At 60.4% G+C, this 21,998-nt stretch carries 21 protein-coding genes; 11 read left to right on the forward strand and 10 right to left on the reverse strand.

The features are described 5' to 3' along the window. Window positions 1-245 precede the first annotated feature (245 nt). The 3 genes from ACM6IQ_RS13165 to ACM6IQ_RS13175 all read right to left on the reverse strand — a co-directional run bounded on the left by ACM6IQ_RS13165 (window position 246) and on the right by ACM6IQ_RS13175 (window position 4,623). Complete coding sequence (locus ACM6IQ_RS13165) at window positions 246-1,532, reverse strand: NAD(P)/FAD-dependent oxidoreductase (RefSeq protein WP_017338195.1); 1,287 nt, start codon at window positions 1,530-1,532, stop codon at window positions 246-248. A gap of 52 nt (window positions 1,533-1,584) precedes the next feature. Continuing rightward, window positions 1,585-3,075: an aldehyde dehydrogenase gene (locus ACM6IQ_RS13170; RefSeq protein WP_414879024.1), complete on the reverse strand. Its 1,491-nt coding sequence runs from the start codon at window positions 3,073-3,075 to the stop codon at window positions 1,585-1,587. Between the two features lie 171 nt (window positions 3,076-3,246). After that, window positions 3,247-4,623, reverse strand: coding sequence for a glutamine synthetase family protein (locus ACM6IQ_RS13175; protein WP_017338193.1), 1,377 nt, complete (start codon window positions 4,621-4,623; stop codon window positions 3,247-3,249). 280 nt (window positions 4,624-4,903) lie between these two features. Here ACM6IQ_RS13175 and ACM6IQ_RS13180 point away from each other — a divergent pair, with 280 nt between their 5' ends. From ACM6IQ_RS13180 to ACM6IQ_RS13200, 5 genes are all read left to right on the forward strand, one after another. Continuing rightward, window positions 4,904-5,665 carry a gamma-glutamyl-gamma-aminobutyrate hydrolase family protein gene (locus ACM6IQ_RS13180; protein ID WP_017338192.1) on the forward strand — a complete coding sequence of 254 codons (762 nt, stop codon included), beginning with the start codon at window positions 4,904-4,906 and terminating at the stop codon, window positions 5,663-5,665. 209 nt (window positions 5,666-5,874) lie between these two features. Then, window positions 5,875-7,017: an ABC transporter ATP-binding protein gene (locus ACM6IQ_RS13185; protein ID WP_017338191.1), complete on the forward strand. Its 1,143-nt coding sequence runs from the start codon at window positions 5,875-5,877 to the stop codon at window positions 7,015-7,017. 29 nt (window positions 7,018-7,046) lie between these two features. Further along, the gene (locus tag ACM6IQ_RS13190; RefSeq protein WP_162491080.1) at window positions 7,047-7,928 is read left to right on the forward strand and encodes an ABC transporter permease subunit; all 882 of its coding nucleotides are present in this window, start codon (window positions 7,047-7,049) and stop codon (window positions 7,926-7,928) included. Further along, a complete protein-coding gene (locus ACM6IQ_RS13195) occupies window positions 7,925-8,809 on the forward strand; it encodes an ABC transporter permease subunit (RefSeq protein WP_017338189.1) in 885 nt (294 codons plus the stop codon). The genes ACM6IQ_RS13190 and ACM6IQ_RS13195 overlap by 4 nt, the downstream gene beginning before the upstream one ends. A 271-nt stretch (window positions 8,810-9,080) precedes the next feature. Continuing rightward, the gene (locus ACM6IQ_RS13200) at window positions 9,081-10,178 is read left to right on the forward strand and encodes a polyamine ABC transporter substrate-binding protein (RefSeq protein ID WP_017338188.1); all 1,098 of its coding nucleotides are present in this window, start codon (window positions 9,081-9,083) and stop codon (window positions 10,176-10,178) included. Window positions 10,179-10,348: 170 nt separating this feature from the next. Here the strand turns inward: ACM6IQ_RS13200 and thpR are convergent, their stop codons facing one another. Next, on the reverse strand, window positions 10,349-10,888 hold the full coding sequence (thpR, locus tag ACM6IQ_RS13205) for an RNA 2',3'-cyclic phosphodiesterase (RefSeq protein WP_414879025.1): 540 nt from the start codon (window positions 10,886-10,888) through the stop codon (window positions 10,349-10,351). Between the two features lie 60 nt (window positions 10,889-10,948). Between thpR and ACM6IQ_RS13210 the strand changes: the two genes are divergently transcribed. Next, window positions 10,949-11,143 carry a hypothetical protein gene (locus tag ACM6IQ_RS13210; RefSeq protein ID WP_017338186.1) on the forward strand — a complete coding sequence of 65 codons (195 nt, stop codon included), beginning with the start codon at window positions 10,949-10,951 and terminating at the stop codon, window positions 11,141-11,143. A gap of 15 nt (window positions 11,144-11,158) precedes the next feature. Here ACM6IQ_RS13210 and ACM6IQ_RS13215 read toward each other — a convergent pair whose 3' ends face one another. Continuing rightward, window positions 11,159-11,512, reverse strand: a complete 354-nt coding sequence (locus tag ACM6IQ_RS13215; RefSeq protein WP_017338185.1) for a DUF1428 domain-containing protein — start codon at window positions 11,510-11,512, stop codon at window positions 11,159-11,161. A gap of 16 nt (window positions 11,513-11,528) precedes the next feature. After that, window positions 11,529-12,596 carry a hypothetical protein gene (locus tag ACM6IQ_RS13220; RefSeq protein WP_414879026.1) on the reverse strand — a complete coding sequence of 356 codons (1,068 nt, stop codon included), beginning with the start codon at window positions 12,594-12,596 and terminating at the stop codon, window positions 11,529-11,531. A gap of 366 nt (window positions 12,597-12,962) precedes the next feature. Here ACM6IQ_RS13220 and ACM6IQ_RS13225 point away from each other — a divergent pair, with 366 nt between their 5' ends. Continuing rightward, the gene (locus ACM6IQ_RS13225) at window positions 12,963-13,223 is read left to right on the forward strand and encodes a hypothetical protein (RefSeq protein ID WP_084322841.1); all 261 of its coding nucleotides are present in this window, start codon (window positions 12,963-12,965) and stop codon (window positions 13,221-13,223) included. A gap of 126 nt (window positions 13,224-13,349) precedes the next feature. Here ACM6IQ_RS13225 and ACM6IQ_RS13230 read toward each other — a convergent pair whose 3' ends face one another. Next, window positions 13,350-14,240 (reverse strand): LysR family transcriptional regulator, encoded by an 891-nt coding sequence (locus ACM6IQ_RS13230; protein WP_414879027.1) that lies wholly within the window; start codon window positions 14,238-14,240, stop codon window positions 13,350-13,352. A gap of 134 nt (window positions 14,241-14,374) precedes the next feature. Between ACM6IQ_RS13230 and ACM6IQ_RS13235 the strand changes: the two genes are divergently transcribed. Further along, complete coding sequence (locus tag ACM6IQ_RS13235; protein WP_414879028.1) at window positions 14,375-15,820, forward strand: MFS transporter; 1,446 nt, start codon at window positions 14,375-14,377, stop codon at window positions 15,818-15,820. A 59-nt stretch (window positions 15,821-15,879) separates the two neighbouring features. Here ACM6IQ_RS13235 and ACM6IQ_RS13240 read toward each other — a convergent pair whose 3' ends face one another. Both ACM6IQ_RS13240 and ACM6IQ_RS13245 read right to left on the reverse strand, forming a co-directional pair. Then, window positions 15,880-16,329 (reverse strand): cupin domain-containing protein, encoded by a 450-nt coding sequence (locus ACM6IQ_RS13240; RefSeq protein WP_017338180.1) that lies wholly within the window; start codon window positions 16,327-16,329, stop codon window positions 15,880-15,882. 137 nt (window positions 16,330-16,466) lie between these two features. Continuing rightward, window positions 16,467-16,853 (reverse strand): DUF1801 domain-containing protein, encoded by a 387-nt coding sequence (locus tag ACM6IQ_RS13245; protein WP_414879029.1) that lies wholly within the window; start codon window positions 16,851-16,853, stop codon window positions 16,467-16,469. Window positions 16,854-17,060: 207 nt separating this feature from the next. Between ACM6IQ_RS13245 and ACM6IQ_RS13250 the strand changes: the two genes are divergently transcribed. After that, entirely contained in the window at window positions 17,061-18,437 is a 1,377-nt protein-coding gene (locus ACM6IQ_RS13250) for a pyridoxal-phosphate dependent enzyme (RefSeq protein WP_017338178.1), read from the forward strand. After that, entirely contained in the window at window positions 18,434-19,612 is a 1,179-nt protein-coding gene (locus ACM6IQ_RS13255) for a cystathionine gamma-synthase (protein WP_414879030.1), read from the forward strand. The genes ACM6IQ_RS13250 and ACM6IQ_RS13255 overlap by 4 nt, the downstream gene beginning before the upstream one ends. A gap of 161 nt (window positions 19,613-19,773) precedes the next feature. Here ACM6IQ_RS13255 and ACM6IQ_RS13260 read toward each other — a convergent pair whose 3' ends face one another. After that, complete coding sequence (locus ACM6IQ_RS13260) at window positions 19,774-20,874, reverse strand: polyamine ABC transporter substrate-binding protein (protein ID WP_017338176.1); 1,101 nt, start codon at window positions 20,872-20,874, stop codon at window positions 19,774-19,776. 801 nt (window positions 20,875-21,675) lie between these two features. Here ACM6IQ_RS13260 and ACM6IQ_RS13265 point away from each other — a divergent pair. Continuing rightward, window positions 21,676-21,945, forward strand: coding sequence for a DUF2790 domain-containing protein (locus ACM6IQ_RS13265; protein ID WP_017338173.1), 270 nt, complete (start codon window positions 21,676-21,678; stop codon window positions 21,943-21,945). The last annotated feature ends 53 nt before the right edge of the window (window positions 21,946-21,998 follow it).

Consider the following 21,998-nt stretch of genomic DNA (forward strand, 5'->3'; position numbering starts at 1 on the left):
CAGCCTTATGCGAGGAAAACTTAAGGGTTATGGGGGTGGATGGCGGGCGACTTTTGGCCGCGAAAGTACCGCTTCCCTGTCCCAGGATTGTGAAAGGCGGGTATTAAATCACGTTTGGTGGTGTTGCTCAGCAGGTTCGATGAATGGCCGAATAAAAAGCCAAAAACGGGGGCTGCGCCGCCGCCCGGCGTGAGCAAGCTCCCTCGCCACAGGGACATTTAGATCGTGTGGCGAGGGAGCCAGGCTTAGATGCCGAACCGATCGCGCAGCGCGTAATAGGCGGCGCCCATGGCGGTGAGTGGGGCCTGGAAGGTGCGGCCGCCGATCATCGGCATGTGCGGCAAGGATGCGAAAGCGTCGAAGCGTTCGGCGTCGCCGCGGATCATTTCCGAGATCAGTTTGCCGGCCAAGTGCGAGCAGGTGACGCCGTGGCCGCTGTAGCCTTGCATGTAGTAGGCGTTTTTCTCGATGCGGCCGAATTGCGGCATGCGCGACATGGTCAGCAGGAAGTTGCCGGTCCAGCGGTAATCGATCTTCACGTCCTTCAGTTGCGGGAAGGTCTTGAGGATTTTCGGTTTGATCAGTTGCTCGATGTCGTCCGGTTCACGGGCGCCGTAGACCACGCCGCCGCCGTACAGCAGGCGGTTGTCGGCGGTGAGGCGGTAGTAGTCGAGCAGGTAATTGCAGTCTTCAACGCAGTAGTTGTTTTTGATCAGGCTGCGCGCAACCTTTTCCGACAACGGTTCGGTGACGACAATTTGCGAGCCGCACGGCATGCTTTTGCTGGTCACACGATTGTCGAGACCCTGCGGCAGGTAGGCGTTACCGGCGATCAACAGGTATTTGGCACGGACCAGGCCTTTGGCGGTGCGCACGGTGATCGGTTCGCCGTAGGTGATTTCCACCGCCGCCGATTGTTCGTAGATTTTGCCGCCCAGGCCGATGATGGCCGAGGCTTCGCCGAGGGCCAGGTTCAGCGGGTGGATGTGGCCGCCCTGCATGTCGAGCAGGCCGCCGACGTAGTTGTCGCAACCGACTTCGCGCTTGATGTCAGCCGCGTCGAGCATTTTCAGGTTCTTGTTGCCGTAGCGTTCCCAGCTGCTTTTTTGTTCGGCCAGGCCTTTGAGCTGCTTTTTGTTCAGCGCGGCGAAGATGCCACCCGGCTTGTAGTCGCACTGGATGTCGTAGTGCTGTATGCGCTGACGGATGATGTCGGCGCCTTCGAAGATCATGCTGCCGAGCACTTCGGCGGTCTTGTCACCATAGCGTTCTTCGATGACATCGACGTCGCGGCTGTAGGAATTGACCAGTTGGCCGCCGTTGCGACCGCTGGCACCGAACCCGACTTTGGCGGCTTCGAGCACGGTCACGCTGTAGCCGGCTTCGGCAAGGAACAGCGCCGAGGACAAACCGGTGTAGCCGGCGCCGATGATGCAGACGTCGCAGTCCACCGCTTGCTCCAGCACCGGGAAGTCGCCGGTGAAGTTGCGGGTGGCGGCGTAGTAGCTGTTTACATGTGTTGTTTGTTTCATAGGTTTCTCCGATGGCCACCGTCATGTGCCGGCGACCGCCGTTGTAGAAGTGTTAAAGCTTGATCCAGGTCGCTTTGAGTTCGGTGTATTTGTCGAACGCGTGCAGCGATTTGTCCCGACCGTTACCCGACTGCTTGTACCCGCCGAACGGCGCGGTCATGTCGCCGCCGTCGTATTGGTTGACCCAGACGCTGCCGGCGCGCAAGCCGCGGGCGAAGGTGTGGGCCTTGCTCAAGTTGCTGGTCCAGACGCCTGCAGCCAGGCCGAAGATGCTGTCGTTGGCGATGGCCAAGGCTTCTTCCTCGGTGTCGAAGGTGATCAGCGACAGCACCGGACCGAAGATTTCTTCACGGGCGATGGTCATGGCGTTGGTCACGCCGTCGAAAATCGCCGGTTCCACGTACAGGCCACCGGTGGCCTCAAGGGTGCGGCTGCCGCCCGCGATCAGTTGCGCGCCCTGGTCTTTGCCGACCTGGATATAGCGCAGCACGTTTTCCAGTTGACGCTGATCGACGACCGCGCCGACGGTGGTTTGCGGATCGAGAGCATGCCCCGGTTTCCAGGCTTGCAGCGCTTCCACCAGTAGCGGAATGAACTGCTCGCGAATCGAACGCTCGACCAGCAACCGCGAACCGGCGGTGCAGACTTCGCCCTGGTTGAAGGCGATCCCGCTGGCCGCTGCTTGTGCTGCCGCGCGCAGGTCCGGCGCGTCGGCGAACACCACGTTCGGGCTCTTCCCCCCGGCTTCGAGCCAGACGCGTTTCATGTTGCTTTGGCCGGCGTAGATCAGCAGTTGCTTGGCAATCGCGGTCGAGCCGGTGAAGGCCAGTACGTCGACGTCCATGTGCAACGCCAGCGCCTTGCCGACGGTGTGGCCGTAGCCCGGCAAGACGTTGAACACCCCTTTCGGAATGCCGGCGTCCAGCGCCAGCTGAGCGATGCGGATCGCGGTCAGTGGCGACTTTTCCGAAGGCTTCAAGATAAACGAGTTGCCCGCCGCCAGGGCCGGGGCGAACTTCCAGCTGGCCATGATCAACGGGAAGTTCCACGGCACGATGGCGGCGACCACACCGGCGGGTTCGCGGGTGATGAGGCCGAGTTGATCGTGCGGCGTGGCGGCGACTTCGTCGTAGATCTTGTCGATGGCTTCGGCGCTCCAGCGGATCGCGTTGGCGGTCGCCGGGATGTCGATGTTCATCGAATCGTTGATCGGTTTGCCCATGTCGAGGGTTTCGAGCAGGGCGAGTTCTTCCTGGTTGGCCAGGATCAAATCCGCGAAGCGAATCAAAATGCGCTTTCGCTCTGCGGGCGCCAAACGCGCCCAGATGCCGGATTCGAAGGTGCGGCGCGCGACGGCCACGGCTTCGTTGGCGTCGGCTTCGTCGGTGCTGGCAACGTTGGCCAGGAAACGGCCGTCGACCGGGCTGATGCATTCGAAGGTGTCACCGCTGAGGGCGGCGCGGTATTGGCCATCGATGAAGGCGCGGCTTTCGATGGTCAGGGACTGGAAGCGTTGTTCCCAGTCGCTGCGAGTGTTTGTCATTGTTGTGACTCGACGCAGAGGAATAGGGGGTCGTGTTAACCGATGGGATGAGCGATAAGTACCCTGTGGCGAGGGAGCTTGCTCCCGCTGGGTTGCGAAGCGACCCCAAAAGGGAGTCCTTCGGCCTCCAGCGGGAGCAAGCTCCCTCGCCACAGGTTGAATGTCAGCCCATCAAACGGTGTGCAGATACCAGTTGTACTCAAGGTCCGAGATGGAGTTCTCGAACTCGGCCAGCTCGCTTTCCTTGCACGCCACGAATACGTCGATGTACAGCGGGTCGATGTATTTGGCCATGACTTCGCTGTCGTCCAGTTCGCGCAGCGCATCGCGCAGGTTGTTCGGCAGGCTTTGTTCGTTTTGCTCGTAGCTGTTGCCTTCCACCGGAGCACCCGGCTCGATCTGGTTGGTCAGGCCGTGGTGAATACCGGCCAGCACCGAGGCCATCAGCAAGTACGGGTTGGCATCCGCACCGGCAACGCGGTGTTCGATGCGCACCGAGTCCGGCGAACCGGTCGGCACACGGACCGCGACGGTGCGGTTGTCGATGCCCCAGCTCGGCGAGTTCGGCACGTAGAACTGCGCGCCGAAACGGCGGTACGAGTTGACGTTCGGGCAGAGGAACGCCATCTGCGCCGGCAGGGTCTCGAGCACACCGCCGATCGCGTGTCGCAGCGCGGCGTTCTGCTCGGGATCCTCGCTGGCGAAGATGTTGTTGCCTTCTTTGTCGAGAATCGAAATGTGCACGTGCAAACCGTTGCCCGCCTGGCCCGGGTACGGCTTGGCCATAAACGTGGTGTCCATCTCGTGGTCGTAGGCGATGTTCTTCACCAGACGCTTGAGCAACACCGCGTAGTCGCAGGCCTTGATCGGGTCATTGACGTGATGCAGGTTCACTTCGAATTGCGCCGGGGCGCTTTCCTTGACGATGGCGTCGGCAGGAATGCCCTGCTCTTTCGCGCCTTCGAGGATGTCTTGCAGGCAATCGACGTATTCGTCGAGGTCGTCGATCAGGTACACCTGAGTCGACACCGGACGCTTGCCCGATACCGGCGAACGCGGCGACTGCGGACGACCGTTCACGTTGTCCTGGTCGATCAGGTAGAACTCGAGTTCGAACGCGGCGCAGATGGTCAGGCCAAGTTCGTCGAACTTGCGCACCACATTGGCCAGCACTTCACGCGGGTCAGCGAAGAACGCCTCGCCCTCCAGTTCGTGCATGGTCATCAGCAACTGAGCGGTCGGGCGCTTCTGCCACGGTTCGATGCTGAGGGTGCCAGGGATGGGGTAGCAGATCCGATCCGAGTCACCGATGTCCAGACCCAGGCCGGTGCTTTCCACCGTAGAACCGTTGATGTCCAGGGCAAACAGCGACGCCGGGAGGTTGATGCCTTTTTCGTAAACCTTATGAAGACTGGTGCGTTCGATGCGCTTGCCGCGCACCACACCGTTCATATCCGCAATCAGAAGGTCGACGTACAAAACCTCAGGATATTTCTTAAGGAATGCGTTTGCTTCGTTGAGTTGAACGGTACGCAGAGGGACCGACATGATGCACCTATTAGCTGTTAATTATTATGTTCACTACCTTGTTGCGAGCCCAGTCAACCCGAACGGCAAAGTGAAGTCAATAGCGAACACCCGGCCTCTCATCCGTTATTTTCGGGCCTTTTTCGGGCACGAGAGTGCCAGATGAACCTTGAGCGCCGCGCAAAGACTAGCGATCGGACGTGTGGCGTTTAGAATTTTTTACATGAGAGTTGTTAATTAAAATCAACAAGGCTAAGCTCCGGAAAAGCTCGTTCAAGTGTGAAACTTCGAGGTGATAAAAATGGCATTCAAGCCATTGATCGGCGTTACAGCGTGCGTCAAACAGATTGGCCTGCACCCCTACCATGTCAGCGGCGACAAGTACTTGCGTGCTGTCAGCGTCGCGGCTTTGGGGCTGCCCGTCGTCATTCCTTCCTTGGGCGAACTGACCGAAATCGATGACCTGCTATCGCAGCTCGACGGCCTGTTGCTCACCGGCTCGCCGTCGAATGTGGAACCCTTCCACTATCAAGGCCAGGCCAGCGCTCCCGGCACGGATCACGATCCAGCGCGGGACGCCACCACCCTTCCCTTATTGCGTGCAGCCATTGCGGCGGGCGTTCCGGTGCTCGGCATCTGCCGCGGCTTCCAGGAAATGAACGTGGCGTTTGGCGGCAGCCTGCATCAGAAGGTGCATGAACTGCCGGGCATGCTCGATCACCGAGAAGCGGACAGCCCCGAGCTGGCGGTGCAATACGCTCCGGCACATGCGGTGACAGTGCAACCGGGTGGCGTGTTCCAAGCGCTGGAGTTGCCGGCCGAGTTCATGGTCAATTCGATTCACAGCCAGGGCATCGACCGCCTCGCGCCCGGCCTGCGCGCCGAAGCGATTGCGCCGGACGGCCTGATCGAGGCGATTTCGGTGGACCACAGCCCGGCCTTCGCCGTCGGCGTGCAATGGCACCCGGAATGGCAGGTGCTTTCGAATCCGCCCTATTTGAGTATTTTCCAGGCGTTCGGCGATGCATGCCGGCGACGGGCCGCGCTGCGTAAAACCCGCTGACCCAAAAAACCCATTTACTGCCCCCGCGAGTTTGGCGGGCGTGCCTTTGCACGTCCGTGACTCGCGAAAACAACACACTGCAATAACAACAAGTACGACCCAGGCAGCCAGGACGGCGGCGCCGAATAAGCCCGCCCAGTGCTGGCTTGCAATCAACTATTAAGTCAGGCCGCGTTGGCCCGACGACTGAAACCTGTTGGGAGTTTCACATGGCAAACGCCTCCAGCATTTACAGGAAGGCTCTTGAAGGTCACCCGTCACCGAAAAAGGTGCTGGTGAAAGTCGACCGCGTCACCAAGAAATTCGATGAAACCACCGCAGTGGACGATGTCTCGCTTGAGATTCATCAAGGGGAAATCTTCGCCCTGCTCGGCGGTTCCGGTTCCGGCAAATCGACGCTGCTGCGCATGCTCGCCGGCTTCGAGCGCCCGACCGAAGGGCGGATTCTGCTCGATGGCGTGGACATCACTGACATGCCGCCGTACGAACGGCCGATCAACATGATGTTCCAGTCGTACGCCCTGTTCCCGCACATGACTGTGGCGCAAAACATCGCCTTCGGCCTGAAGCAGGACCGTTTGCCCGCCAGTGAAATCGACGCCCGCGTGGAAGAAATGCTGCGCCTGGTGCACATGACCCAATACGCCAAACGCAAGCCGCATCAACTGTCCGGCGGCCAGCGTCAACGTGTGGCCCTCGCCCGCTCCCTGGCCAAGCGTCCAAAGCTGTTGCTGCTCGATGAGCCGATGGGCGCACTGGATAAAAAACTGCGTTCGCAAATGCAGCTCGAGCTGGTGGAAATCATCGAGCGCGTCGGCGTGACCTGCGTGATGGTGACTCACGATCAGGAAGAGGCCATGACCATGGCCCAGCGCATCGCGATCATGCACCTGGGCTGGATCGCCCAGATCGGCAGCCCGGTCGACATCTATGAAGCCCCGGTCAGCCGAATGGTCTGTGAGTTCATCGGCAACGTGAACGCCTTCGAAGGCACGGTCGTGGAAGACCTTGAAGGGCACGCGATCATTCACAGCAAGGATCTGGAACAGAAGATCTACGTCGGTCACGGCGTCAGCACGTCGGTGCAGGACAAATCGATCACCTACGCGATCCGTCCGGAGAAAATGCTGGTCAGCACCACCCAGCCCGAAAGCCGCTACAACTGGTCCCAGGGCAAGGTGCATGACATCGCCTACCTCGGCGGTCACTCGGTGTTCTACGTCGAATTGCCCGGCGGCAAAGTCGTGCAGTCGTTCATGGCCAACGCCGAACGCCGTGGCGCGCGTCCGACCTGGGACGACAAGGTCTACGTGTGGTGGGAAGACGACAGCGGCGTGGTACTGCGCTCATGAAAACACTCAATCAGCAGTTCATGCGGCTGATGCCGAGTGGTCGAAAGCTCGTCATCGGGATTCCTTTCCTGTGGCTGTGCCTGTTTTTCCTGTTGCCGTTCTTCCTGGTGATGAAGATCAGCTTCTCGGAAGCGGCGCTGGCCATTCCTCCTTACTCCGAGATCTACACCTTCGCCGAACAGAAATTCCAGCTGTTCCTCAACGTCGGCAACTACTTGCTGCTGACCGAGGATGAGTTGTACATCTCGGCTTACTTCGGCTCATTGAAGGTCGCGTTTTTCAGCACGCTGATGTGCCTGGTGATCGGCTTCCCGATGGCCTACGCGATCACTAAAGCGAGCAAGGAAGCGCAGAACGTCTTGCTGCTGTTGATCATGATGCCGACCTGGACCGCGATCCTGATCCGCGTTTACGCGTGGATGGGCATCCTCAGCAACAACGGTTTGCTCAACGCGTTTCTGATGTGGACCGGGCTGACCGATCACCCGATCGAGATCCTCAACACCAACACGGCCGTGTACATCGGGGTGGTGTATGCCTACTTGCCGTTCATGGTGTTGCCGCTGTACGCCAACCTGGTCAAGCACGATCAGAGCTTGCTGGAAGCGGGTTCCGACCTGGGTTCGAGCAACTTCAACAACTTCTGGAAAATCACCGTGCCGCTGGCCAAGAACGGAATCATCGCCGGTTGCATGCTGGTGTTCATTCCGGTGGTCGGTGAGTTCGTGATTCCGGAACTGCTGGGCGGCCCGGAAACCCTGATGATCGGTCGCGTGCTGTGGCAAGAGTTCTTCAACAACCGCGACTGGCCGGTGGCGTCTGCCCTGGCGGTGGTGATGCTGTTGATCCTGATTGTGCCGATTCTGCTGTTCAACCGCAGCCAGGCCAAAGAGATGGAGGCACGGGGATGAAACGCTTCGGATTTTCAAAGTTCATGCTGATTTTCGGCCTGTCGTTTATCTACCTGCCGATGCTGATCCTGGTCATCTACTCGTTCAACGCTTCGAAACTGGTGACGGTGTGGGGCGGCTGGTCGTTCAAGTGGTATGCCGGCCTGCTCGACAACACCCAATTGATGGGCTCGGTGGTGCGCTCGCTGGAAATCGCCTGCTACACCGCGATTGCCGCAGTGGCACTGGGGACGTTGGCGGCGTTTGTGCTGACTCGCGTGACGCGCTTCAAGGGCAGGACGTTGTTTGGTGGCCTGGTCACCGCGCCGTTGGTGATGCCGGAAGTGATCACCGGTCTGTCGCTGTTGCTGCTGTTCGTGGCCATGGCGCAGCTGATCGGCTGGCCACAGGAACGCGGCATCGTCACTATCTGGATCGCCCACACCACCTTCTGTGCCGCCTACGTCGCGGTGGTCGTGTCCGCCCGCCTTCGCGAGCTGGACCTGTCCATCGAAGAAGCCGCCATGGACCTCGGGGCGAAGCCGTTCAAGGTGTTTTTCCTGATCACCATCCCCATGATCGCGCCGTCACTGGCGGCCGGCGGCATGATGTCGTTTGCCCTGTCGCTCGACGATTTGGTGTTGGCGAGCTTCGTGTCGGGGCCGGGGTCGACGACCCTGCCAATGGAAGTGTTCTCGGCGGTGCGCCTGGGTGTGAAGCCTGAGATCAACGCCGTGGCCAGCCTGATTCTGCTCGCCGTTTCGATCGTGACGTTCATGGTCTGGTACTTCAGCCGCCGCGCCGAAGCCAGCCGTAAACGGGCGATCCAGGAAGCGATGGACCAGACCGCCAACGAATCGTGGCAGCAACCGAAAAAGCAAATGGTAGAAGCGACGGTTTAGTGCCGTTGCTGAAGCGGTCAGTGAACACCAAACCTGTGGCGAGCGAGCTTGCTCGCGCTGGGTTGCAAAGCGACCCCGAAAAATCCGGAAACCCTGCCAATTTTGTGAGTGCTACGCACTCAAGCGGGAGCAAGCTCCCTCGCCACAGGAGTTTTGTTTACTCCACAGGTTTTGTGTTGACTCCACGGGTTTTGGGTTTGCTGCAAAGGTTTTATGTTCACTGCATTTTTGCTGTGTGATTTTGAATAAAAAGAGAATTGGAGTTGTACCGATGAAAATGTTTGGCAGGACTCTGCTGACACTGTCCTTAATGGGCGCAATGGCCACTGGCGCCCAGGCCAATGACAAGGTTCTGCGCGTCTACAACTGGTCCGATTACATCGCCCCGGACACCGTCAAGAAATTCGAAGACGAGACCGGCATCCGCGTGACCTACGATGTATTCGACAGCAATGAAACCCTTGAGGCACGCCTGCTCGCGGGCAAATCCGGCTACGACATCGTCGTGCCGTCCAACAGCTTCCTGGCCAAGCAGGTCAAGGCCGGCGTCTATCAGGAACTGGACAAGTCGAAGCTGCCGAACTGGAAAAACCTCAACCCGGTCCTGCTGAAAAACGCATCTGCCAGCGACCCGGATAACGCTCACGCCTTCCCGTACATGTGGGGCTCGATCGGCATTGGTTTCAACCCGCAGAAGGTCAAGGAAGTGCTCGGCGCCAACGCCCCGACCAACTCCTGGGACTTGCTGTTCAAACCGGAAAACGCGGAAAAACTGAAAGCCTGCGGCATCAGTTTCCTCGATTCGCCGACCGAGATGCTGCCCGCGGCTTTGCACTATCTGGGTTACCCGGTGAACTCGCAGGACAAGGCGCAGATCGCCGAAGCGGAAGCGCTGTTCATGAAGATCCGGCCGTCGGTGGCGTACTTCCATTCGTCGAAGTACATCTCCGACCTGGCCAACGGCAACATTTGCGTGGCGGTCGGTTACTCCGGCGACGTGTTGCAAGCCAAGGCCCGCGCGCAGGAAGCGGGCGACAAGGTGAAGATCGACTACAGCATCCCGAAAGAAGGCGCCGGCAGTTTCTACGACATGGTCGCGATCCCGCGGGATGCGGCGAACGTCGAGAACGCCTACCTGTTCATGAACTTCCTGATGCGCCCGGACATCATCGCCGAGATCACCAACAACATCGGCTACAGCAACGCCAACGCAGCGGCGACGCCGTTGGTGGATGAAGCGATTCGCAATGATCCGGGCTCGTATCCACCGCTGGCCGTGATGGCGACGTTGTATGCGATTCCTGACATGCCGATCGGGGTTCAGCGGGTGATGACCCGGGGCTGGACGCGGGTGAAGCTCGGGAAGTAAAAAATATTTGTGATCACCCCGGAGCAAGCCCGCTCCCACAGTTTGATCCGGGATGATCACTCGTTTTCCGTTCACGCAGCGCCTTACCACCGCTGCACTCCTCTCTGACGAACGGCCTCACCTGGCTTCCTCGGTTCAGGTGAATTTGGCGCCCTCCTCGGGCGCCTTTTTTATGCCGGAACCAACGGCCATTCGGCCAGCGCCCGATAGCGGCCCTTGTGGGATTCAAACAAGACGAACCGGTCCGCCCGCAGAAAAAACTCCGGCGGCGTAGCCGATTCAGGCACCGGCGCCCGATAGTCGCGCATCAACGTCAGGTGTGGCCGGAACTCCTTCGGCGTCTCCTCAAAACCGAACGGCAACATCGCCTGCTCCAGCGCATACACCAGCCGCAACAACTCCGGCGGCGCTTGCTCCGGCGCGAGAACCAGCACCCCTGCCCTGCGCCAGACATCCAGCCGATCCAGCGCCACTCGCAACGCCACACCGGGAACACGCACCTTCGCCGCCGCCACGCAGATCTCGGCAATCTGCGCTACGCCAACCGCGCCCAGAAACAGCAACGTCAGGTGAAAGTTTTCCGCCGGCACCGGGCGCCCAAGGCGCAATTGCAGCGCACTGCGCCACTGGGCGATGGCCTTGCGTTGCTCGGGCGGGCAGCTCAACGCGAAAAACAGCCGTTTGACCGGCTCCGGGGTTTCGTCGCTCACACCTGGCACCTCCTGACATGCACGTTATAGTTGAACCAACCGAATCTACGGGACGGGGCCATGCGAGAAATCATCAGCAAAGAGCCATGGTGGGCCATGCCACCGCAACCGGGTCAGGATGAGTCAGAACTGGAATGGGGCTGGCTGGTTCACTATAGCGAAGGTGAACCGCGTTTCGAATTCGTCAGGGAGCGACCGACGGACAGCGAGATCCAAAATCGAAAAAGTTGCAGGATCACCCCCGCGTCGGAGTGATCCCGTGATTGATGCTCAAGCCTTCACGATCATTTCAAAACCACCGAACACCAGGCGCTGCCCATCGAACGGCATCGGATTGACGTCCGGCTGCATGCGCGGATCGTTCATGAGTTTTTCCATCCCGGCGTCTCGGGTTGCCTTGTCCGGCCAGATGATCCAGGAAAACACGACGGTTTCGTCTTCCTTGAGTTTCACCGCCAGCGGAAACGACGTCACCTTGCCGTCGGGCACATCGTCACCCCAGCATTCGGCGAGGCTCAGCGCGCCGCTTTCCTTGAAAATGGCCGCAGCGGTTTCGGCGTGTTTCTTGAATTTTTCGCGGTTGGCGGTGGGTACGGCGGCGAGGAAGCCATCAACGTAGGACATGGTCGTTCTCCTTGGGTTATGGGTCGTTCTGCGGGTTAGTCGGTTGGGGCGGACTCCAATCGACCGTGTCGCCGTCCGAACCGACCGACGGTACTTCGGCACTCCCCGCCAGATTGCCCTCGATCTGACTGGCCATGTACAACGTCCCCGCCATCACACCAGTGGTCGGGTTCTGCACCATTTTTATCCAGGCTTTGTCGAACGTATTGCCCAGACTGCTGCGAATCAGCGCCTCGCTGTCCGGCCGGTCGCTGGCCTGAATCAACGCGCGAATCCCCGCCACGCCCAGAGTAATCAAGCCTCCTGCGAGCTTGCCCGCCGCTGCGGACACCGCGCTGGCGGCACCGCGCGGGGCCATTTCGGCTTCCATCCGCTGGCTCGCGCGCTTGGCCACGGGTGCCATGGCGGTGTCGGTCGAATCAACGCCCTTGCTACCGCCGGCCTTGTGGATCTTGTCGATCAGCGCCGCGTAAGCCGGCAACGTGTTCAGCGGCTGGGTGTGCACGACCTGGTACAGCGTCGCATCCCGTGCGGGCGGCGGACCCAGGGCGATGGCCGGGATTTTCTGGATACGGCCATTGAGCTGGGCCATGGGGACGCCGTGGCGCTGGGAGATTTTTTGCAGTTCTTCCTGAAGAATATCCACGTAGAACACCGTGGCCAGGCCGAGGATCTGGTCGGGATCAATCTCGACCGCGACCGGGGCCAGCACACGTTTCTGGTATTGCTCCAGCAGATAGGCTGCCAGGCGCTTGGACGAAGCATCCTGCTCGCCCTTTGCGCTGAGGGAGTACCAGCTGACCTTCATCGACAGCCATTCCTGGGTCCAGTAGCTGCTGAACCAGGGAATGAAATTTTCTTCGGTGAGTTGATAGACGCGGGTGCGCCAGTAATCCATGGCGCCACGGGAGTAGATTCTTGCCTGTTCGGTGGCGGACCGGGACGCGGCGATGATGTCCCGATCTACCTGCTGCCAGGTGCTCTGGGAAATGATCACCGGCGGCGCTGGTGCCGGGGCGCGCGCAGGCATGGCGCATCCCGCCAACACCAGCAGCACGGCGACGATCAGCGAACGCAGGTTCAAGATCGCATGTCCTACAGTCTTCCCGTGAACAGGTTATTCGGGGGTTAAGGCACCCTGATTTGAGTATAGGCGTCGGTGAGGGCCTGCTCTGCGGTTGATGGTGTTGCTGAGTGCCTCATCGCTGGCAAGTCCGCCATGAGGCACTCAAGAACACCACAAAAACCGACCATCACTTCCGTCGATATTCACCATCGCCGCGAATGCCTTCCGCTCGTGAACCGTCAGCGTAGGATCAACCTCAACCCGACACAGAACCCCGAACCGGAGGGGCAAAATCATGTTGATCCATCTGCTGACCTGCCTGGCCCTGACAGCCTTCACGCTGACCGTTTTTTCGTGGTACGTCCTGACCGAGGAGCGCACATCATGATCCACACCGTCACCCTCGCCGTGAGCTTTCCGGTGTTCGGCAACAACTACTACTCGCAGCAGGTCGTTTCGCGCAAAGTGCTGTCGCTGGTGTTCGACAAGAATTTCGAAGCGCTGCTGATGCCGGCCGCCGCCAACCACTTCAGCAACGAAGTAGTCGGGCTCAACGATCAGTTCCGCTTTTTGAATGATGTGCTGGCCGAGCACCTGCTGGATGCCGAACTGGCCCAACATTCCTCCCGTTCGTTCACTTTTTGAGTACGGCCCATCAGTGCCATCCGTGCATCGGCCGGCACGTCGGCCTGAGGGAAGTTCAGGCTCCATAGGGAACACATGGCTTCCTCATCAGCGCCACTTGAGTCCATTTTCCATTTGAAGAACGCGCTATTGCGCACAAACCTCACGAACACACCCGCGTAACCATCGGTGCACCGGATCGGCATCCAGCCGGGGGTGCCAAAGCATGGCGACGGTGAATTCCGCCAAGGAAAACGGCAGCGCAAAGCTGTGCATGCCCGCCCGCAGGTTTTCGGTGTGCCGCTCAGGAACGGTAGCGATCAAGTCAGTGGCGCGGGCGAGCGCCAACGCAGTGGAGAAACCGGCAACGATGGTCACGATCTGCCGCTCCAGTTGCAACGTCACCAGCGCTTCATCGACCGGCCCCTTGTCGAGCCCACGCCGCGAAACACTGATGTGGCCGCCCGCCGCGTAGCGTTCCGGGGTGATCTCGCCCTGGCTTAGCGGGTGCCCCGTACGCACCACGGCGATAAAACGGTCGCGAAACAAACCCTGCGTACGCAGCTCGGGCCCGGCGGCCCTCCCCACCACACCGGTTTCCAGATCAACGCTCCCGTCACGCAGCGACGTGCTGTCCTTGTCAGGTTTGTGCATGAAGCACAGACGCACGCCAGGCGCTTGTTCGACGAGGCGTTCAATGAGCGGCGCGCCGAAGTTCTCCACAAACCCCTCGCTGGTGCGCAACGTGAAAGTGCGCACCAGTTGTTTCAAGTCAGGCTGCTGCGCCGGACGCAACACCGCCTCGGCGTCCTGCACTAGCTGGCTGACCCGCTCGCGCAGTTCCAGCGCCCGCGGCGTGGCGACGAGCCCTCGCCCGGCCCTGACCAGCAACGGATCGCCCGTGGTTTCACGCAAGCGCGCCAACGCCCGACTCATCGCCGAAGGGCTCAACCGCAAGCGTTTCGCCGCACGCGCCACGCTGCCCTCGGCGAGCAGCACATCAAGGGTGATCAGCAGATTGAAATCAGGATTGGACATGGCTCGCCCCGCGACAAAGTGAGATGGCGTTGAACGCACGAATAAAGTGCAAAGCATGCGCCTTCCGCCATGTTAGGTGCTGGCGTAGATTTCTGACAGCTCCGCTTTGGGAGTGCCAGATCAAGAGAGACAGAATGAAGCCGACTATTGCCCTCGTAGACAACGCACCACAGACACCCTCCGTGCGTTGGGCGCTGATCAGCCTGTCGCTGTCGATGCTGCTGTCGTCGCTCGGCACCAGCATCGCCAATGTGGGGTTGCCGACGCTGGCGCAGGTGTTCAACGCGACGTTCCAGGAAGTGCAGTGGATCGTCATTGCTTATCTGCTGGCGATCACCACACTGATCGTCAGCGTCGGTCGGCTCGGTGACCTGATCGGGCGTCGACGCTTGCTGCTCGGCGGCATCGGCGTGTTCACCCTGGCCTCGGCACTGTGCGCTTGTGCTCCGACACTGGGCATGTTGATTGGCGCCAGGGCCCTGCAAGGGCTCAGCGCGGCGATCATGATGGCGCTGACCATGGCCTTCGTCGGCGAAACGGTAGCGAAGGACAAAACCGGCAGTGCCATGGGTTTGCTCGGAACGATGTCGGCGATTGGCACCGCGATGGGACCGTCGCTCGGCGGTCTGCTGATTGCCGGTTTCGGCTGGCGGGCGCTCTTCCTTGTCACCGTGCCCTTGGGCCTGATGACGTTGCTGCTCGCACGTCTTTATCTACCCGCCGACCGCCAGAGGCCAGCCACCGGGCGTGCCCGTTTCGACATGTGGGGCACCCTGGTGTTGGCGCTGACGTTGGCGGCGTATGCGCTGGCCATGACCCTCGGCCGCGGCCATTTCGGGCTGTTCAATATGGGTTTGCTGTTGGCCGCGGGGGTCGGCGTGGGGCTCTTCGCGTTCGTCGAGACACGAGTCGCTTCGCCGTTGATTCGACTGGCGATGTTTCGCAACCCGGTGCTGAGCGGCAGCCTGGCGATGAGCACGCTGGTGGCGACGGTGATGATGGCGACGCTCGTGGTCGGGCCGTTTTACCTCGCCCATGGACTTGGACTGGAAGCGGTTGTGGTGGGACTGGTGCTGGCGGTCGGGCCGTGTGTCGCGGCGTTGACAGGGGTGCCCGCTGGCCGGATCGCCGACCGTTTCGGCGCACAACGGATGACGGTCGCCGGGCTGATCGCGATGGCCGTCGGCTGCCTTGCACTGTCGGTGTTGCCACGGACAATCGGCATCGGCGGTTACGTTGTGCCTATGGTGGTCATCACACTCGGCTATGCGGTCTTCCAGACGGCCAACAACACCACGGTCATGACCGATGTTGCGCCAGACCAGCGCGGTGTTGTCTCGGGCATGCTCAACCTGTCGCGCAATCTCGGACTCATCACCGGAGCCTCCGCGCTGGGTGCCGTGTTCGCCCTTGCCTCGCAGGCAGCCGACATCGCCACCGCGCAACCCGAAGCCGTAGCCCACGGAATGCGGGTCACCTTCGCGGTAGCGCTGGGGCTGATCGTGGTTGCGCTTTGTGTTGCGCCGACTCGACCACCAGCAATCGACCGCCCTCCTCAACCCACCACAAAACCTCTGTAGGAGCTGCCGCAGGCTGCTCCTACAGAGGGATGTGTTGGCTCTTGCGGATTCAGCGGGCCTTACTGTTTGATCACAACCAGCGGTTCGCCTTTCTTCACGATGTACGTCGCCAGTTCGGAGCCGGTTTTTGTCCCGACGTTCTTCGCGATATGCGCGACGCCAGCCGGGATGTACAGCGAGTCACCGGCCTTCAGCGTGACCGGAGGCTGCCCTTCCAGTTGATATTCGAACGTGCCGTCGATGACATAAGCCACTTCCACGCCTGGATGGGAGTGGTTGGGTGACGAGACGCCCGGATCAATATCAACCCGAACCTGGATCACTTCGCGACCGTCGACGTCGAGATCCTTTTTCAGAAGATCGGTGCGATGAATCCCTGTCTGCCAGCTTTTTGCAGGGGCTTTCACTTCTTCGGCCTGAGACACGCCGGAGAACGCAGCGAGTGCGGCGGTGGTGACAACAGCGACACCGAGCATTTTGACAGCGTGACGAGCATTGATGCGGAACATGGCGTTTCTCCGGTTATACCGTTGTGGTGCCCTCATTAGGCCGCCGCCGTGTATCCCGTACGTGTCGTGGACGCCATGGATTTGTAAGCGAAGATAGCTGTGGGCGCGGCGGATACTTAGGGATACAAACGGCCAACTCATCTGGAGGTGTTGAGCACCACTGCCGCACGAATCAGCGCCTTGAGCGCCTGCTCATCAATCGCATCGCCCTCATGCAGATCAATCGCCCGTCGGGTGTTGCCCTCAAGGCTGGCGTTGAAGAGGCCCGAGGGATCGTCCAGCGAGGCGCCCTTGGCGAAGGTCATCTTCACGGCGGTCTTGTACGTCTCTCCCGTGCAGATGATCCCGGCATGCGACCACACCGGCACGCCTCGCCACTTCCATTCCTCGACCACGTCGGGGTCTGCCTGCTTGATGATCGCCCGGACGCGCGCGAGCGTCTCGCCCCGCCAGTCATCCAATTCCTTGATTCGGGTGTCGATCAGCGCAGAGGCCGATTCGCCGCCGCTGCTTTCCTTCTTCATGGTGCTCGCTCCTGTGCAACAAGGGTCGAATCAGTATTGCCGACTTGCGCAATCTCTCCAGGCGCAACGTGACCGGCTGGCCGCACAAGGTTGCGAGTGAGGCAATCGCGGCCTATGGTCCAAGCGATGCATTGTTGGCAACGGAGGCGCGAGGACGTGCTGCCGGTTGCCGTCCTTCAGTGCGAATACCCGCGAAGAGGTGACAACATGCTGAACGATTCCCGCCCTGCCGTGCTTGAACTGATTGGCAACACGCCGCTGGTGCGCGTCAGCCGTTTTGATACCGGCCCGTGCACGCTGTTTCTCAAGCTCGAATCGCAGAACCCCGGCGGCTCGATCAAGGACCGCATCGGCCTGGCGATGATTGACACCGCCGAGCGCGATGGTCGGCTCAAGCCCGGTGGCACGATCGTCGAAGCCACCGCCGGCAACACCGGGCTCGGCCTGGCGCTGGTCGGCCGCGCCAAGGGTTATCGAGTGGTGTTGGTGGTGCCGGACAAGATGTCCACCGAGAAAGTCCTCCACCTCAAGGCCATGGGCGCCGAGGTGCACATCACCCGCTCCGACGTCGGCAAGGGCCATCCCGATTATTACCAGGACGTCGCGGCGCGGCTGGCGCTGGACATTCCCGACGCATTCTTCGCCGACCAGTTCAACAACCCGGCCAACCCGCTCGCCCATGAGTGCAGCACCGCGCCGGAGATCTGGGCGCAGACCCAGCATGACGTGGATGCCATCGTCGTCGGTGTCGGTTCGGCGGGCACGCTGACCGGGTTGACCCGATTCTTCAAGCGCGTGCAGCCGGATCTGGAAATGGTGCTGGCCGATCCGGTCGGTTCGGTAATGGCCGAATACAGCCGCAGTGGCACCATGACCACACCCGGTTCGTGGGCCGTGGAAGGTATCGGTGAAGACTTCATTCCGTCGATTGCCGACCTGTCCAGCGTGCGCCACGCCTATTCGATCAGCGACGAGGAAAGCTTCGACCACGCCCGCCAGTTATTGCGCGCCGAAGGCATTCTCGGCGGTTCTTCGACCGGCACCTTGCTGGCCGCGGCGCTGCGTTATTGCCGCGAGCAAACCGAGCCGAAGCGCGTGGTCAGCTTCGTCTGCGACACCGGCACCCGCTACCTGTCGAAGGTCTACAACGACCAGTGGATGAACGATCAGGGGTTGCTGGCACGCAAACCTTATGGCGATCTGCGCGACGTGATCGCGCGGCGGTTCGAGGATGGCCGGGTGATCAGCGTCGGACCGGACGACACCTTGCTCACGGCATTCCAGCGCATGCGCCTGGCGGATGTGTCGCAACTGCCGGTGCTGGTGGACGGCAAGCAACTGGTCGGTGTGATCGACGAATCCGACATTCTGCTGGGCATGGCGGAAGATCCTTCACACTTCCGCTTGACCGTGGCCAGCGCAATGACCGACAAAGTGGAAACCCTGCCAGCCAGCGCCAGCATGGCCCAGCTGCAGACCGAACTCGATCGCGGACTGGTGGCGATCATCGCCGACGCGTCGGGCTTCCATGGCCTGATTACCCGCGTCGATCTGCTCAATCATTTGCGGAGATCCCTTGCATGAGTCAACACGATGAAAACGCCGCGCCGCGCGCCTTCGCTACTCGGGTGATCCACGCCGGGCAGGCACCGGACCCGACCACCGGCGCATTGATGCCGCCGATTTATGCCAACTCCACCTACCTGCAACAGAGCCCCGGCGTGCACAAGGGTTTCGACTACGGCCGCTCGCACAACCCGACGCGCTTTGCCCTGGAGCGCTGCGTCGCCGACCTGGAAAGCGGCACCCAGGCCTTCGCGTTCGCCTCGGGGCTGGCGGCGATCTCCACCGTGCTGGAGCTGCTCGACGCCGGCTCGCACATTGTCTCTGGCAATGACCTGTACGGTGGCACCTTCCGGCTGTTCGACAAGGTGCGCAAACGCAGCGCCGGCCATCGTTTCAGTTTCGTCGACCTGACTGACCTCGCGGCCTTCGAAGCGTCCTTGCAGGACGATACCCGGATGGTCTGGGTCGAGACGCCGAGCAACCCGTTGCTGAGCCTCACGGACCTTACCGCCGTCGCACGCATCTGCCGCACGCGCGGCATCATTTGCGTGGCCGACAACACCTTTGCCAGCCCGTGGATCCAACGGCCGCTGGAGCTGGGTTTCGACATCGTGCTGCACTCGACGACCAAATACCTCAACGGCCACTCCGACGTGATCGGCGGCATCGCCGTGGTCGGGCAGAACCCCGAACTGGCGGAACGCCTGGGCTTTTTGCAGAACTCGGTGGGTGCGATCGCGGGACCGTTCGACGCCTTCCTGACCCTGCGCGGCGTGAAGACCCTGGCGCTGCGCATGGAGCGACACTGCAGCAACGCGCTGGAACTGGCGCAATGGCTGGAACGTCAACCGCAGGTGGCGCGCGTCTACTATCCGGGCCTGCCGTCACACCCCCAACATGAATTGGCCAAGCGGCAGATGCGCGGTTTCGGCGGAATGATTTCTGTCGATCTGAAAAGTGATCTGGCCGGCGCCACGCGCTTCCTCGAGAGCGTGCGCATCTTCGCCCTGGCCGAAAGTCTGGGCGGCGTGGAAAGCCTGATCGAGCACCCGGCGATCATGACCCACGCCACCATCCCCGCCGACACCCGCGCACAACTTGGGATCGGCGACGGGTTGGTACGATTGTCGGTGGGGGTTGAGGATGTCGAGGATTTGCGTGCGGACCTGGCTCAGGCGCTGGCGCGGATCTGAACAACGGAGGGGCATTCAAACCTTTGCGCAATCTCGCAAAGGTTTCCTGTTCACACTTAGGCGCGCGTGCACACGTGTGTGGCAAGGGGATTTATCCCCTCGCCACAGGTTTCTTTCCCGCCTGAAGATTTACTCAAGTGAACAGCATCAGTGCCTGTGCGTTATTTGTCGGATTTGATGCTGGTCCAGACCCGCGTACGAACCCGCTCGAGTTTTTGCGGCAACGGCTGCACCACGTACAGTGTTTTCAACGCTTCGCTGGTCGGTGTCAGGTTCGGGTTGCCGGTGATCTCTTTGTTGATCAGCGCAATCGAGTCCTTGTTGGCGTTGGGGTAGCCGAGGAAGTCACTGATCGGGGCGATGACTGTCGGGTCCAGCAAGGTGTTGAGAAATTCGTGGGCTTCTTCAACGTTCTTCGCGCTTTTCGGGATGGCGAAGGTATCAAACCAGATCGGCGCGCCTTCCTTCGGCAAGCGCCAATCGACCACCACGCCGTTGCCCGCCTCCTTGGCGCGATTGCCGAACTGGTAAAAGCTGCCGGAGTAGCCGATGGCGACGCAGATATCGCCGTTGGCGATGTCGGTCATGTACTTGGCGGAGTTGAAGTAGGTGACGTAAGGCCGGATTTTCAGCATCAGTGCCTTGGCTTTTTCGTAGTCGTCCGGGTTCTGGCTGTTAGGGTCCAGGCCCAGGTAGTGCAACGCCAGCGGCAGGATTTCCGAAGGTGAGTCGAGCATCGCGACGCCGCAGGATTTGAGCTTCTCCATGTTCTCCGGCTTGAACACCAGATCCCAACTGTCCACCGGCGCATTCTCGCCCAGCGCGGCCTTGACCTTGGCCGGGTTGAAGCCGATCAGCACGGTGCCGTACATGTAAGGCACGCCGTACTGATTGCCGGGGTCGTTCTTGTCCAGCAACGCGAGCAGTGCCGGGTCCTGGTGCTTCCAGTTCGGCAGTTTGGACTTGTCGAGCTTCTGGAACACTCCGGCCTTGATCTGGGTTTCGATGAACTGGTTGGACGGCACCACCAGGTCATAGCCCGAGTTACCGGTGAGCAACTTGGCTTCCAGCGACTCGTTGGTGTCGAAGGTATCCCAGGTCACTTTGATGCCGCTTTTCTCGGCGAAGTCCTTGGGCACGGACGGCAGGATGTAATCCGCCCAGTTGTACACCCGCAGTTCCCGCTGTTCGGCGTGCACGGCGCTGGCCAGCAGCGTCAGCCCACACACGGTGGCGCCCAGTATGCGTTTCATCGTGACCATGAATGAATTCCCCAAGTGTGTCGCTCGTTGGTTTTTATGTTCTGTGCACGGCAGGACTTGAAAATTGCCAAGGGCAAGGAAAACGGGATTCTTGTTGTGATGTTGTCAGCGTGCTGGAACAGCAATGCTGCTTCGATTCTTGCTGACGAACTGGGCAGTTCATAGTGCGAGGTCGGCCAAAAGGGGATCGAAATGGCCAATATCGGTGTCCCGCTTGATCTGGTCGTTAGTGGGGGGCTTTGTTCCCCTGAAACATAGAATCTCCCACAGGGAGCTGCGGTGTTTTGCGGAGACAATGACGAAAACGACAAAGCCCGCACAAGGCGGGCTTTGGGATTCGAGTAGGTGGCCGGTGCTGGTCTCCGGCTTACAAGGTTTATCAGGATTCTCACAGAACAGTTTTGTGCTCTTCTGCTTCACACGGCATAAGGGCTGGATCTCAGCGCGGAGATCTTTCTAACCGTGTACCCTTCGGAACGCGCCCCACGTGTCCTTGCCATCCGTTTGCGCATCAGTCTGCGTCTTCACCTACATGTTCAATAGTAGCCCACCGTCAGCCGTGCGGAACGGTATTTTTAGATCGATTTGATCCGCCACGAAGCCCGGCAGGAAGCAAAGAAAATAACCCTCCCGAAGCGGCCATCCCAGCATACCTGCGCAATTTGGCAACAGTGTTTCTCCAGCGGGCCGCTATTTGAGGAAAGCCTAAACTCTTAGCATCGACTTCACCCGGTGAACAAATGAATCAAACAGCCACTTAGTCACCGGGACCCACCGAAACTCGATGCGAAGGTGAACACCATGAAAACGTTAAAGATCGCGATGTTTCTGGCACTTGCCGGTGTAGCCGCACAGGCCTACTCGGATGAAACTCCCACTGATGCGGCCAGCCAGATTCCGGTTGAAAGTTACTCTTACGGCATGAAACTCGACATCCAGAAAATCATTACCGTGTCCGATACAGGAGACGAGTGCGCGCCGGTGCCGAAGCAAATGACCTATGAAGACTCGAAGGGTCAACGCCATATCCTTCAGTACCAGGTGATGGGCACCGGCTGTTCGAATGGTTGAGGACCGTGCGGACGATGGGGGGTCGACACTCCATGCCTGCCGCCCCCCCCTGC

This window comes from Pseudomonas sp. IT-P100 (assembly GCF_949767185.1).
Taxonomy (GTDB): Bacteria; Pseudomonadota; Gammaproteobacteria; order Pseudomonadales; family Pseudomonadaceae; genus Aquipseudomonas; species Aquipseudomonas fluorescens_B.